At 34.4% G+C, this 15,097-nt stretch carries 8 protein-coding genes; 6 read left to right on the top strand and 2 right to left on the bottom strand.

Annotation, left to right across the window (positions count from 1 at the left end):
- Nucleotides 1–2: 2 nt before the first annotated feature.
- The 5 genes from A8L32_RS05665 to A8L32_RS05645 all read left to right on the top strand — a co-directional run bounded on the left by A8L32_RS05665 (nt 3) and on the right by A8L32_RS05645 (nt 6,818).
- The gene (locus A8L32_RS05665; RefSeq protein ID WP_066628757.1) at nt 3–1,259 is read left to right on the top strand and encodes a M16 family metallopeptidase; all 1,257 of its coding nucleotides are present in this window, start codon (nt 3–5) and stop codon (nt 1,257–1,259) included.
- Nucleotides 1,253–2,530: a M16 family metallopeptidase gene (locus A8L32_RS05660; protein ID WP_066628754.1), complete on the top strand. Its 1,278-nt coding sequence runs from the start codon at nt 1,253–1,255 to the stop codon at nt 2,528–2,530. Before A8L32_RS05665 ends, A8L32_RS05660 begins: the two co-directional genes overlap by 7 nt.
- 68 nt (nt 2,531–2,598) lie before the next feature.
- Entirely contained in the window at nt 2,599–4,821 is a 2,223-nt protein-coding gene (locus A8L32_RS05655; protein ID WP_066628751.1) for a RelA/SpoT family protein, read from the top strand.
- 105 nt (nt 4,822–4,926) lie between these two features.
- A complete protein-coding gene (locus tag A8L32_RS05650; RefSeq protein ID WP_066628748.1) occupies nt 4,927–5,382 on the top strand; it encodes a Fur family transcriptional regulator in 456 nt (151 codons plus the stop codon).
- A 173-nt stretch (nt 5,383–5,555) separates the two neighbouring features.
- A complete protein-coding gene (locus A8L32_RS05645; RefSeq protein ID WP_066628745.1) occupies nt 5,556–6,818 on the top strand; it encodes an adenylosuccinate synthase in 1,263 nt (420 codons plus the stop codon).
- 58 nt (nt 6,819–6,876) lie between these two features.
- On the opposite strand, the gene A8L32_RS05640 is transcribed toward A8L32_RS05645, so the two are convergent.
- Together A8L32_RS05640 and A8L32_RS23775 are read right to left on the bottom strand one after the other, a co-directional pair.
- Entirely contained in the window at nt 6,877–10,965 is a 4,089-nt protein-coding gene (locus tag A8L32_RS05640) for a hybrid sensor histidine kinase/response regulator transcription factor (RefSeq protein ID WP_066628741.1), read from the bottom strand.
- Nucleotides 10,966–11,173: 208 nt separating this feature from the next.
- Nucleotides 11,174–11,302: a hypothetical protein gene (locus A8L32_RS23775; protein WP_262495115.1), complete on the bottom strand. Its 129-nt coding sequence runs from the start codon at nt 11,300–11,302 to the stop codon at nt 11,174–11,176.
- A gap of 679 nt (nt 11,303–11,981) precedes the next feature.
- Here A8L32_RS23775 and A8L32_RS05635 point away from each other — a divergent pair.
- Entirely contained in the window at nt 11,982–15,089 is a 3,108-nt protein-coding gene (locus A8L32_RS05635; RefSeq protein WP_158027201.1) for a SusC/RagA family TonB-linked outer membrane protein, read from the top strand.
- The last annotated feature ends 8 nt before the right edge of the window (nt 15,090–15,097 follow it).

Raw genomic sequence — 15,097 nt, 5'->3', positions numbered from 1 at the left:
GAATGATAGAAATTAAAAAGTATAAGCTCGACAATGGTTTGCGCCTTGTTGTGCATCAAGATAAAACCACCCCATTAGCCGCTGTAAACGTACTATACAACGTAGGTTCAAAAGACGAAGATGAACAGAAAACGGGTTTTGCCCATTTATTTGAACACCTTATGTTCGGAGGTAGTAAAAACATTCCATCGTACGATAATCCTTTGCAAAATGTAGGTGGCGATAATAACGCCTGGACTAGCAATGATTTAACCAACTATTACTTAACCCTTCCTGCTTCAAATTTAGAAACAGGACTTTGGTTAGAATCGGATAGAATGTTGGAATTAAATTTTTCGCAAGAATCCCTTGATGTGCAAAAAAAGGTAGTTATTGAGGAATTTAAACAACGTTATTTAAATCAGCCTTACGGAGATATTCCATTATTGCTTCGTCCGCTGGTTTATAAGGTTCATCCATATAAATGGCCAACTATTGGAGCGGATGTAAAACATATTGAAGACGCTACTTTAGACGAAGTAAAAAGCTTTTTCTATTCGCATTATGCGCCTAACAATGCCATTTTAACGGTTACGGGTAATATTGATCCCGATGATGTTTTTGAGAAAGTAAAAAAATGGTTTGGTGATATCCCATCAAGAGATGTGGTAAAACGGAATTTACCACTTGAACCGAAGCAAACTAAAATGAGAGAACTGGTTGCTGAAAGAGACGTACCTTCAGATACATTACAATTGGTTTTTCATATGTGTTCCAGAACGGATAAGGAATATCATGCTACAGATTTACTGTCTGATGTTCTTTCAAACGGAACAAGCGCACGTATTTACCAACGGCTGGTAAAAGAGCAAAAACTATTTACCGACATACATGCCTATGTTTCAGGAGACATCGAAAAAGGATTATTTACTTTTGCTGGAAATGTTTCGGATGATGTTAATATTTATGATGCTGAAAAAGCCATTTGGGAAGAAATCAAAATCATTAAAGAAACATTGGTAAGCGATTACGAACTTCAAAAAGTGAAAAACAAAATTGAGTCATCCATGTTATTTTCTGAAATCAATTTTCTGAATAAAGCAATGACACTAGCTCAGTTTGAACTTTTAGGCAAAGCCGAAGATATTAACTACGAAGTGGACAAATACAACAAGGTTACTGCCGAAGAAATTCAGGCATGTGCTAAGAGTTTATTCGAGCAAAGTAATTGTTCTAAATTATATTATTTATCAAAGGAGAAAAAGGAAAAAGGATGTTAAAAAGAAAAGAAGTGCCATCATTTGCCTTACCTTCTGGCTTAAATATTTTGGAGCAAAAAACCTATAAGCTGAACAATGGTATACAGGTATTATTTGTTGAGGGAGGGACACAAGAAGTTGCTAAGTTGGATTTAGTATTTGCTGCAGGAGTAGTTCAATCACCAAAAGCATTGGTCGCTGCGGTTACAAACTCATTAATACACGAAGGTACTGAATCTATGTCGGCTTTTGAGGTGGCAGAAAAAATTGATTTTTACGGAGCTTACCTTGGACAATCAACCAACTATCATCATGCTCAAATAACACTTTACGCCCTATCAAAATATTTACCTAATGTATTACCCATTTTAGAAGACATAATTAAAAAACCAGCTTTATCTCAGCATGAGTTTGATGTTCATATGGCTAAGAAAAAGCAGGACTTTTTAGTAGATTCTGAAAAAGTAAAAACTTTAGCTCATCGTAAATCGCAAGAAATATTATTTAGTGCAGATCACCCATATGGTAAAGTGGCTAAACTGCACCATTTTGATGAAATAAACTTGCAAGATGTAAAGGACTTTCATCAACGACAATATGCTTCTAACCTTTGTACAATCATTGTATCTGGGCAACCTGGCGATGATTTACAAGAGGTATTAAACAAACATTTTGGCGGTACCGATTGGGCCAATGACACTAAAGATTCTCAAGAACTCCCAACTGCAAGTCCTAACCAGGAGCATTTTCATTTAGAGCACAAAGAAAATGCAATGCAGTCAGCTATTAGAATTGTTAGACCTAGCGTAACAAAGGATCATGAAGACTTTTTACCACTACAGGTTTTAAATACGTTATTTGGTGGATACTTCGGTTCTAGATTAATGAATAATCTAAGAGAAGAAAAAGGACTCACTTACGGTATTTCATCCTATATGATTTCGTTTCTTAAAGCTGGTGTTTTCGGAATTTCCACTGAGGTTCTTTCAGAAAAGAGAGAATTAGCCGTAAAAGAGGTTTTTAACGAAATGCAAAAGCTAAGGACTCAGGATATAGAGGAAGAAGAATTAACCCGTGTGAAGAACTTTATGTTAGGTGACTTGATGCGTAATTTAGATGGCCCTTTTGCCATTTCTGATGCATCAAGAGGGTTGCTAGGTTTTGACCTAGATCTGAGCTATTTTGACACACTGGAAAAAAGCATAAAATGCATGACGGTGGCCAAAATAAAAGAATTGGCCAACAAATATTTAGTTGAAAGTGATTTCTATGTTGTTATTGCAGGGAAATAGCATTTTTTTACTATAATTGTTTTAGTAGGTAGTTTATCATTATAAATTAGATTGCAGATATATACTGAATGAAGGAATCGGTATCGGAAATAGAAGAGAAAGAGTTAATTCAAAAAGAATTTGATGACTTAGTGAGCATATGCCCCAAGTGTCAAACTGAAAAAGGATTAAAGCTGGTAAAAAAAGCATTTGAGCTAGCTCGTGATGCGCATAAAGGTGTGCGTAGAAAATCGGGTGAACCCTATATTTTACATCCACTGGCGGTAGCGCGAATTGCAGCCGAAGAGATAGGATTGGGAAGTACTGGTGTTGCTGCTGCACTTTTGCACGACGTTATTGAAGACACTGATTACACCTACGAAGACTTAGAAGCCATATTTGGTATTAAAGTAGCCTCTATTGTGGATGGTTTAACCAAACTATCTGGGGTATTTGATAAAAGTCAATCGGCACAAGCTGAAAACTTCAGAAAGCTTCTACTAACTATGGTTGAAGACATTCGCGTCATCATCCTGAAGCTAGCCGACAGACTGCACAATATGAGAACCCTGGGCTCTATGCCTGAGCATAAAAAATTAAAGATCGCAGGAGAAACATTATTTATGTATGCTCCTATTGCGCACCGACTTGGTTTATATGCGCTTAAAACAGAGCTGGAGGATTTAAGTCTTAAATACGAGCACCCTTCTATTTACGAAGACATCACCAGTAAAATTGATACCAAAGAGCACAAGGACAAAGATATATTGGAAAAGTTTATCACTCCAATAGAAGAAACCTTGGAACATGCAGGTATCGAATTTGAAATAAAATCACGACCTAAGTCCATTTATTCCACTTGGAATAAAATGCAAAAGAAAAACATTCCTGTAGATGAGATATATGATGTTTTGGCTATCAGGGTGGTTTTTAAAGACAATCAGCTGATTCCTGAAAAATCGCAATGTTGGAATATTTACTCTCTTATTACCGATATCTATAAACCCAAACCAGACCGTCTAAGAGACTGGGTGAGCAATCCTAAGGCCAACGGATATGAAGCATTACACGCTACCGTGATGGGACCTGCTGGTAAATGGGTAGAAATACAAATTCGTAGTCAAAGAATGGATGAGATAGCAGAACGTGGCTTTGCTGCTCATTATAAATATAAAGGAGTTCAAGAAAAAGAATCGGAATTAGACAATTGGCTTCAACGAATTCGCGATATGCTGGAAAACCCAGTTTCTGATTCATTGGAATTTTTAGATGATTTCAAACTCAATCTATTTGCTTCTGAAATCATGATTTTTACACCTAAAGGGCAAGTTAAAATATTGCCTAAAGGTGCTACAGCACTTGATTTCGCCTTTGAAATCCATACGCATCTTGGTTATAAGTGTATTGGAGCAAAAGTAAATTACAAATTGGTTCCGGTCAGCTACGTACTAAAAAGTGGTGATCAGGTTGAAATACTAACTTCGGAGAAGCAAGAACCTAAATACGACTGGATTAAAGTAGTTACCACTGCCAAAGCAAAAACAGCTATTAAAGATGCCTTTAAAAAAGAACGTAAGGAGCATATTGCTAAAGGAGAAAAAATAGTTGAAGATGCACTTAATCGTAAAAAGCTAACTACCAATAATCGTATTCTTAGTAAATTACTACGTCATTATAATATTGAAAAGAAAGAGGATCTGTACTTTAAATTAGGAAGTGGAGCTATAGTTCTTAAGAATATCAATAAAATCCTAACAGAAAAAACCAGTAATAAATGGATTAAATATTGGGGTTTATCTTTTGGAGGTGGTAAAAAAGCAAAACAATCCGAATCTAAAAAAATTGACAAACGCAAACCTATCGTTTTAACAGATGATACGGATAAAGCCACATACATAGTAGCTAGCTGCTGTAATCCTATTCCTGGAGATGATGTTGTGGGCTATGTGGATGACGAAGAAAAGGTGATATTGCATAGTAGAAAATGCCCTATTGCCATCAAACTAATGTCGAGTCAAGGAAATCAGCTGGTATCTGCAGAATGGACTACACACAAACTCCTGTCCTTTTTAGCTATCATTAACCTAACGGGAATTGACCAAATTGGTATCGTTAGTAAGATGACAAAGGTTATTTCTGACGATCAAAATGTAAATATGCGCTCCATCCATGTAGAAAGCCACGATGGTATTTTTGAGGGGTCTATTTATTTATATATACATAACGTAGAAGACTTGAACAACCTCATTTACAAGATAATGAAAATAAAAGGGGTACACACTGTTACACGACAAGAAAGAATACAAAAATAGAAGATGTATTAAATTAATTCTCTTGTTTTAATTTAGTCTAAACAATCGTTTCTTTTTTTTACTGATTTTTCTATCTTTAGGCCGTTATTTTTAATTAGTTTATATATGGATAAGGTGAAGGCCAAGGAAGAAGTGAAAAAAATATTCACTGAATTTCTGCAAAAGAACGGACACCGAAAAACGCCTGAACGTTTTGCAATATTAGAAGAGATTTATTCGAGAGATGGACATTTTGATATTGAATCGCTGTACATTTTTATGAAGAATAAAAATTACAGAGTGAGTAGGGCAACTTTATATAACACCATTGATTTGCTTTTAGAATGCAAGTTGGTTATTAAACACCAGTTTGGTAAAAACATTGCACAGTTCGAAAAAGCCTACGAATCTAAACAACACGACCATCTTATTTGTGTAAACTGTGGAAATGTTACGGAGTTTTGTGATCCAGGTGTTCAATCTGTACTTAACAATGCAAAAGAAACCATGCATTTTCAGGTCTCGCATCACTCATTATACATTTACGGAACCTGCAAAGATTGTTCTAAATTAAAAGAATAAGCTAACACACAACGCTTCTTACCAACTGTTTTAAGCTGTTAAGGCTAGGTTTCAGATGGTATGGAAAAATATATCTAAAACCATGACATTTTACCAGTTTTAATAACTATTTTTGCCAGTCGAAAAGCAGAAATATACCATCCTGCAATAAAAAATACTTTAAAATAATACACATGAAAGTTGATGTTCTTCTTGGTCTTCAATGGGGAGACGAGGGTAAAGGAAAAGTTGTGGACGTACTTACCCCTAAATATGATGTAATAACACGTTTTCAAGGTGGACCTAACGCTGGTCATACTTTAGAGTTTAACAATATCAAACACGTATTACACAACATTCCTTCAGGTATATTCCATACCGACAAGATGAATATTATTGGTAATGGTGTAGTGTTAGATCCGATTAGCTTTAAGCAGGAAATTGATGAGCTTGAGGCAAAAGATATGGATTTAGCAAAGAATCTATTGATTTCGAAAAAAGCACATTTAATATTACCTACACACCGTATTTTAGATGCAGCTTCGGAAGCTTCAAAAGGAAAAACTAAAATTGGCTCTACTCTTAAAGGAATAGGACCAACTTACATGGATAAAACTGGACGAAACGGTTTACGTGTAGGTGACATCCTAAATAACTTTGAGCAAAAATATGAGGAGTTAAAAAAGAAGCACGAACAACTTTTATCGATGTATGATTTTGAATACAACATTGAAGAGTTTGAAGCTGGCTTAATGGAAGGTATCGAGTGCTTGAAAAAATTCACCATTATTGATAGCGAGCACGATATTAACAAGTTTTTAAAAGAAGGAAAGTCTGTATTAGCGGAAGGTGCCCAAGGTACTTTATTAGATATTGATTTTGGTTCGTATCCATTCGTTACTTCATCCAATACAATATGCGCAGGTGCATGTACAGGTATGGGTGTTGCTCCTAACAAAATTGGTGAAGTATTCGGAATTTTTAAAGCTTACTGTACACGTGTTGGTAGCGGACCATTCCCAACTGAGCTAGAATGCGAAACAGGTGAAGAGCTTCGTAAAGCAGGTCATGAGTTTGGAGCAACTACAGGTCGCCCACGCAGATGTGGTTGGTTAGACTTAGTAGCTCTAAAATACTCAGTAATGATTAATGGGGTTACTCAATTAATTATGACTAAAGGTGATGTTTTAAGCTCATTTAAAACTATTAAAGTAGCTACTGCATATAAAGTTAACGGTGTAGAAACAAGCGAATTTCCGTTTGAATTACCTGAAGACATAGAGGTTGTTTATACAGAAGTGCCAGGATGGGCTGAGGACTTAACAGGAATGAAATCAGAAGATCAGTTCCCTAAGGAATTAAGCGACTATATTGCTTATCTTGAAAAAGAACTTGAGGTACCTATCACCATTGTTTCTGTTGGTCCAGATAGAGACCAAACGATTATTAGAAAGTAATTGATACTTTAAAATATACAATCCCGATAAGCATATGTTTATCGGGATTTTTTTTGCCCTAGGTTAATATATCTTCCTCTTTATACCTTCGCTTATACTCCGATGGTGAAACTCCATATTCTTCCTTAAAACAGCTTCTAAAGTGTTTTAAATCAATAAAACCAACCTCATACGTTATCTGAGAAATATTGAGTTCATTAAGCCTTAGTAATTGTGCTGCTCTTTTAATACGAATGTTTCTTAAAAACAATTTTGGTTTTAAGCCAGTTAGTGCTGTTATTTTTTTACTTAAGGAAGGTTGAGAAACACCGCATTTTGCCGCAATTTCAGTAACTGTAAAATCTGGATCTCCAATTCTGTCTTCAATAATCTTCATTACATTGACTAAAAACTTTTCATCTACATTAGTTGGCATTACCTCCGACGGGGAAATATCCACCTTATTAATAATCTTTTCGCGTAACTTTTGTCTACCCGCTAGTATCGCTCCAACTTGTGTTTTCAACAAGCTCACATTAAAAGGCTTCGATACATACCCCTCAATACCAACCCCATATGACTCCAATTGATTTTCTACACTCGATTTTGCCGTTAACAATATGATCGGCAAATGACTAATTTCAAAGGTATTCCGAATAGACTTAGCCAATTCAATTCCATTCATATATGGCATCATTATATCACTCAATACAAGATCAGGTATTTTTTCGTTAGCCAACTCTAAACCTTCCTTACCGTTTTTAGCCAATATTATATGATATTCTTGTTCAAAAATACCTTTCAAAAATAGCCTTAATTCATCGTTATCCTCAACAACCAAAAGTGTATATTCCTTATTAACTTGAGCTACATCACCTTTAAAGTCTTTACTCTCTACTTTATTAACAACATCAATAACAGGTTTAATATCTATCGATTCATAATCCACATAAAGCTCATCCTTTTTGAAGAAGGTTTTTTTCCAAGGAATAAGAATAGTAAAAGTAGTTCCAACATTCTCTTTAGTCGTAAATTTAATAGAACCATGCATATGTTCTATCAATGATTTTGAATATGATAAACCAATTCCTGAACTATCATAGCCATTATTTACCGATCCATTCTCATTAAAAAAACGTTCAAACACATGCGGTTGAATGTGCTCTGGAATGCCAGCCCCCGTATCGCTTACTAATATTTTAATAAATTCTTCACCTTCACTTTCCATTACAATAAGCTCAATACTATCGTTTGGCCTGGTATTTTTAAAACTATTAGATATCAAATTATAAATTACTTTCTCAAGTTTATCATGATCGAAATATGCCATTTCTTCCTTTAATACCGAGCTAAACTTCAAATTTATCTGCTTGCCTCGTGCTGTTGGTAAGAATGAATCGTATATATGCTTTAAAAAAGCTACCACATTTCCTTCATTAACTCTAAGTTTTAACTTACCTTTTTCAAGACTTCTAAAATCGAGCAACTGATTGACTAACTTATTTAACATTGTCGCATTTCGATAGACAAGACTAAGTACACGTTGTGTAACCGCTTTATCAGTCAATTGATCTCTAGCCAGTAAATTCTCTATAGGACTAATTATTAATGAAAGAGGAGTTCTGAACTCATGAGATATATTGGTGAAAAATTTCAACTTTAAATCGTTCAATTGTTCCATCTGTCCTACCTTAAAAGCCTCAATTTGTAATTGATTTTTATGGTTGATCTGAATAAAAGAATACTTAGTAAAAAAATATATCACCACCATTAAAATAATGATGTATATAATTATCATAGGAGCAGAAAAGGCTAGGTGCGGTTTTATTTCGAGATGAATAACCTTGGGTTTATCAGACCAATTATAACCATCGTTCGTAGCACTTATTTCTAACTTATAGTTTCCCCTAGGTATATTGGTATATTTTACCACATTCGTATTACTATAATTCCAATCCTCATCAAAACCTACTAACCTATATCTAGCCATCTGATTTAACGATGTTGAGCTTGAAATTAAAGCATATTTAATAGAGAAACTGTTTTCATCATGTTTTAAAACAAGAGAGTCTTGATAATCAATACTCTTACAAAGCAAAACCCTCCCATTTACCTCTCGCTTATTATTAATAGTTCGATTTAGAATGGATAAATCATTTAAAACAACATTTGGAACATTTACAGAATGCTTAATGGCTTCTGGTTTAAACACATTAAAACCATTAATCCCCCCCATTAAAAATCTTCCATCATTTAATAACAAACAAGCTTTTGAGTTAAACTCCATATCCTGAAGTCCATCCTCCAAATTAAAGCTATTAATCCTATTATTTTGTGAATCAATCTGATTGATTCCTTTATTTGTACTAATCCAGATACTCCCATTTTTATCCTCAGAAATAAATTTAATTACATTGTTAGATAATCCATCTTGTTTTGTAATATAGCTAAACCTTGCAGAACCCTCTGTTAACTTAGTTAACACATTAATACCACGCCCGTTGGTACCAAAATACATCTGTTTTTTAGAAGTTTCATAAATGCTAACAATATCATTATAGTTCAAACCACTATCATCGTGATAAGTAATCTGTCTAAATTCAGGAACCTCATTATGCATCTGATCCTTTTCAAAAAGCATCAGACCGCCCTTAGTTCCTACCCAAAACCGATTAAAACTATCGTAACAAAAACAAGTAGCATGATTAATTAAAGGTGATGAAGAATCGAAAGAAACTTGCCAGTCTTTTACTTTATCATAAGGATCATGTCTATAAACTCCTTCTTGTGAAGTAGCAATCCATATCACTCCCTTTTTATCCTGGAAAATATCATTTACACCTGATTCTATATGAGGTAAGTTAATATTAGTTTTAGGGTAAGTCACAATACCATCATCCGTTCCAATTAACAATATTTCGTTTTTATTCGGAAGTATTACAGGTTTAATAACATTAATAACCCCTACAGATCTGTTTAACTTTACATTTCTATAGTTATTACTAAAAGCACTTACATTTTCCTTATCAAGACATATAAAGTCTCCATCAAAAGTTCCCATCCATAAATTATTACTTTTATCTTGGAAAGCGGAGCTTATGTTTTTGTGTGGTAATTTAGATGCATTGTTCTTATTATTAAACAATAAGAAATGATTGCGTTTTGGATCGTAAATATTTATACCTCCAAATTTTGTGCCTACCCACACTAATCCATCTTTACCTTCATAAAGAGATAAGATATGACTATTACTAATTCGGCTTGCACTTTTGCCTTCTTTGATAATGGTGTGAGTTAAGGTATCAATATTGTTTTTATGCAATTTTAAAACATGTAAGCCCTTAGTTGTTCCTGCCCATAACTGTCCACTCCTATCTTTTAAAAGACATGTTGCTTCAATAGCATTAATCTTTTTAAGAGTATTATTATTAAAATCATAATAACAAACCTCATTCCTTAAGGCACAATACAATCCATCCTTAGTAGCAATCACATGCTTTGGGGCATCATCAAAGGCTTTTACTTCCCTTGGAACTTCATCAAACGGATAGGTCCATTTATATATTCCCTCAGAAATAAGTATCCATAAGTTTTGGGTTGAATCTTGAGCAATTTGGATATTCGAGAAACTTGGCAAACCAATTTCACTTGGGTTTACATAGTATTTATAAGACTTCGGGTTTCTATATTTGCTATCTCTATCTATTTTAGACAAACCATTTGTATTAGCTATCCAAACTAATCCAGGTTCAATTATTTCAATACACTTAACTGTGTTATTCGCCAGCAATTGCTTACTATAAATAGAATTTGTAATTCCAAAAGTAACTCCATTAACTTCGTTCTTTACTGTAACTCCATTTATAAGTGTACCTATATACAATTTGTCATTAATGTCTCCTTTTATTTGGGTGATAGGGTGACTAGTCGTTTTTATCTTTCGAGTACTAGCATCTGTGAAATTTTTAAAGTTTTTACCATCATACCTATCTAAACCATCATTGGTACCAAACCACATAAAACCTTTTGAGTCTTGATAAATGGCATGAACATCACTTTGAGAAAGGCCATCTTTAGTAGATACTTTTTTAAAAAGGAAGTGTTGTTGGGCATGCAAGCAACCAAGCACAAATAACAGAGTAATGAGTAATAGCGGTTTAAATTTCATGTTTTTTTATTTAGGCCTCATAAAGTTACTGAAACCGAAGCGGGTGTTAGTATAGAATCATTCAATATTTCACCCCCTTATTAATTCAGAATTTAATGATTAAACACACCTCTAGCCAAACAGCAACACTCTGAATTAGTGCGTATTACAACCTCCACGAATTACTAATTAAACAACATTGCTTTATCATAACCTAACTATACTAATACTATACACACAACTCTCCATTTTTACCAATTTTATTATTACCCGCTATTTCGCCCATACTTACCCTATCCAAACCTCCTTGCTTAAAAATTACCAAAAACAACCTTAACCAATTGACTGCATGAGACATTAATCATTTTACAACACTTTACTAAATCAACTTATTTCAAAAACAAAAAAAAAGAATTTATACAAACATTGGGTAGTTTCAGAATTAAAAACACATAAACAACCATACAACAATTCTCGCAAACAACTCTACAACTGACACTTACAATACAACATACAAGATACACAAATCTTTATGTTTTGTATACATTATACATTATACACCAAACCTATTTAATCCCCCTTCATATTTTTATCTAAACACCCTATATAGTCTCTACTCAACTCCTCAAATTACATTAACGTACTTATGATTTTTACCGCCTCACAAACACCTTCATATAACTATATATCTGCACATTAAATAACTTCACCAATAATTAAATAGAATAAATCGTTAATTAACAATCCATTTACATCTTCCATTTTTATCTCCTTAAATATTCAATTTCAATTACTGTACCTATAAGTCCATATTTTAAGCTTCAAATTTAAATTCCTCATTAAGTTCAGTTATTCCCCCTGTCAAAATCCTTCCCTCATATACTTTCGCCATGTTAAAAAATGTCTAAAAAATTAAAATAATGAAAATTAGAAAGTGGTCCATACCTCCGTAAACAGCATGCATAACATTTAAAATTAGATAATTATAAATCCTAAAACGCAAATGTAATTTATGTAATATGAAAAAAAGATTGAACATGGCAAATGCACTAAAACGACTCACCATGCTGGTATTAATACTAGTAATAGCAGGATTTAGTGTAGTTGCTCAAAACGTTTCTCTTACTGGGTCTGTAAAAGACAGTGACGGAGTAGGAATTCCCGGTGTAAACATCGTGGTTAAAGGCGATAACACCCGAGGTACCATTACCGACTTTGATGGTAATTACTCAATATCCGTTAGTTCTGATGCAGTGTTAGTATATCGATTTATTGGATACGAAACACAAGAAATTGCTGTTGCTGGTAAAACAGTATTAAATGTAAACTTAAATGCCGAAACAGAATTAATTGACGATGTAGTTGTAGTAGGTTATGGTACACAGAAGAAAGCAAGTGTTGTAGGTTCTATTACACAAGCAAAAGGTGAAGAATTACTACAAGCTGGTAGTGTAACTACAGTTTCAGAAGCATTAACAGGTATATTACCTGGAGTATCAACCATGCAGGCAGCAGGTCAACCAGGTTCTACAGATGCTACAATCTTAATTAGAGGACAGTCTTCTTGGAATAATAACTCTCCTCTATTTATAGTAGATGGAGTTGAGCGTGACTTCAATGACTTAGACCCTAACGAAATTGAGTCTATATCTGTATTAAAAGATGCCTCGGCAACTGCTGTATTTGGTGTAAAAGCAGCAAATGGTGTTATTGTTGTAACTACAAAACGAGGTAATAAAGGAAAAACAAAAGTATCGTTTTCTGCCAATTGGGGTATAAAATCTCCTGTAATTGAAACTGATTACGTACGCCCTTATCACGAAGCTCTTGGATACTATAACCAAGCCTTAACAAATGACGGGCAATATGGCAACCTAAAGCCTCAAAGTGAAATAGATGCTTGGGCTGACCCAAATCGAGATAGAGATTTTTATTCGTATACTAACTGGGCCAACGATTTAATCGAACAAGGTGAAACAAGATCGTACAACTTAAACATCTCAGGAGGTAACGATTTTGTAAAATACTTTACTTCGTTTGGTTACAATTACGATGGTGATATGTTTGATATCGACAAACAAGAACATTTTGACCCACGTACCTCGCAAAAAAGATATAACTGGCGAAGTAATCTTGATTTTAATTTCTCTAAAACCACAAAAGTAAAGGTTAACCTATCTGGAAACTTTAAAGATTGGCATGGTAACCGTGTGTCAAATGATGGTTCCGGAAATGGTGTTGCAGATCAAGGTGGAAGTTCTTTAGCAAGACTTTATAGCTGGATGCAAGTAGGAGCGCCTCCTGTATTAAGTAATGGAGAACTAGGTGTAGACCCCGAAATTGCAACCGACTGGTTTAAATTTAACTATTTAGGAGAACTTGAACGCGAAGGCGAAATCAGTAAAAAAACCACTACGATTAACACTGATATCATATTAGAACAACGCTTTCTAAAAGATTTTCTATTAAAAGGAAAAATGTCGCATGGTTTTAATAGAATGTATAAAAGCTCTATCACTGCTGATCCCCTATATTACGAAGCTAACCACGAAAGCATGGAACTACTTCAATTTGGTTCTGATCCTGATATGGTAGAAGGTTTACTAAAATATAATGAGCAAGAGATTGACAAATATGCTAGCAACTTGTACTATGAAGGTTCTTTACTTTATCAAAAAGAACTTGGAGCACATAATATCTCTGCCCTAGCACTTTGGAGCAGAAGAAAAGCTAGAAGTAAAGTTAGTTTCCCTTCATTTGAAGAAAGCTGGGTAGGTAGAGCTACTTATGGGTACCAAAATAAATACTTAGCTGAATTTAATGGTGCTTATAATGGTAGTGAGAAATTTGCACCTGGAAAACGTTTTGGTTTCTTCCCTTCATTAGCAGTAGGTTGGGTTGTTTCAGAAGAAAGTTTCATAAAAGACAACCTATCATTCATGGATTTCTTTAAAATAAGATATTCTTGGGGTGAAATTGGTAGCGATAAAGGAGCTGATCGATTTACATACATCTCAACCTACACTAGTAGATCAGATGGTAATGCTGAAAACAATAGTCTTGGTGGATACGGAACTACTTTTACAGAAGTAGGAGATGTAAACAAAACCATATATATGGAAGGTGCTCCTGCAAACCCAGATGCAACTTGGGAAACAGCGGTAAAGCAAAACCTTGGTTTTGAGCTTGGCTTTTTAAACAATCGAATTAAAGCAAATATTGACTTATTTAATGAAAGTCGTACTGGTATTTTAATGAAAAGAAATGCGATTCCAAATTACTTTGGTAATACAAATCCTGATGCCAACATTGGAGAAACTAAAAACCATGGTATCGATATGGAATTAATCTTTAGAGGAAATATTGGTAATAATCTTCAATACCGTTTCACAGGTAACCTCTCATTAAGTGAAAACCGTGTGGTAAATAGAGATGACCTTATTTACACTCCAGACTACCAGAAAAACGCAGGAAAACCAATCGGATGGAAACCTGGATACATCAATAATGGCATTATGCAAAATTGGAACGATGTATATAACTATACGCAAGCTGAAGGAACCGATGTAATGCCTGGAGATTTTATCTACACTGACTTTAATGGAGATGGTTTACTTAATACTAAGTCAGATATGGTGCCTATAGGAAACCCTTCATATGCGTCTAAAACATATGCTTTTTCTATTAACCTTGCTTACAAAAACTTTAGTGTAAATGCTATGTTTAACGGAATGTTCGGTCTAGACAAAGAGCTATCTCCAAGCTACTTGTGGGAATATGAAACTTCTGGTGGATATGGCTTTAGAATGCTGAATACGGAAATGCTTGACTATTGGACTCCTGAAAATACAGGTGCAAGTCATCCTACTCTACATGCTACAAACAATAAATACAATAGCATTAATAGTAGTTATAGCTACAGGTCATCTGACTTCCTTAGGTTTAAGTCATTAGAAGTAAAATATAGGTTTGGTAAAAAAGCTTTAGGATGGCAGACATTACTTGACGGCTTTGAATTGTATTTAAACGGAAACAACCTGTACACTTGGCAAAAACTTCCAAAACAGTTCGATCCCGAAGCCAAAAAACTTGAAGTTTACCCAATTGCAAAAAGGTATAACCTTGGTCTAAGGGCTACATTCTAATAAATTCT

Origin of the sequence: Labilibacter marinus, assembly GCF_001659685.2 — a bacterium.
In the GTDB taxonomy this organism is placed as follows: Bacteria; Bacteroidota; Bacteroidia; order Bacteroidales; family Marinilabiliaceae; genus Saccharicrinis; species Saccharicrinis marinus.
Note: the sequence above shows the minus strand (reverse complement) of the source record. Positions and strands in the feature narration are given on the sequence as shown.

What these genes read in the sequence shown, in the direction of transcription:
- A8L32_RS05665 (WP_066628757.1), top strand. Translation starts at nt 3, where the DNA reads ATGATAGAAATTAAAAAGTATAAGCTCGACAATGGTTTGCGCCTTGTT.
- A8L32_RS05660 (WP_066628754.1), top strand. Translation starts at nt 1,253, where the DNA reads ATGTTAAAAAGAAAAGAAGTGCCATCATTTGCCTTACCTTCTGGCTTA.
- A8L32_RS05655 (WP_066628751.1), top strand. Translation starts at nt 2,599, where the DNA reads ATGAAGGAATCGGTATCGGAAATAGAAGAGAAAGAGTTAATTCAAAAA.
- A8L32_RS05650 (WP_066628748.1), top strand. Translation starts at nt 4,927, where the DNA reads ATGGATAAGGTGAAGGCCAAGGAAGAAGTGAAAAAAATATTCACTGAA.
- A8L32_RS05645 (WP_066628745.1), top strand. Translation starts at nt 5,556, where the DNA reads ATGAAAGTTGATGTTCTTCTTGGTCTTCAATGGGGAGACGAGGGTAAA.
- A8L32_RS05640 (WP_066628741.1), bottom strand. Translation starts at nt 10,965, where the DNA reads ATGAAATTTAAACCGCTATTACTCATTACTCTGTTATTTGTGCTTGGT.
- A8L32_RS23775 (WP_262495115.1), bottom strand. Translation starts at nt 11,302, where the DNA reads ATGTCTCATGCAGTCAATTGGTTAAGGTTGTTTTTGGTAATTTTTAAG.
- A8L32_RS05635 (WP_158027201.1), top strand. Translation starts at nt 11,982, where the DNA reads ATGGCAAATGCACTAAAACGACTCACCATGCTGGTATTAATACTAGTA.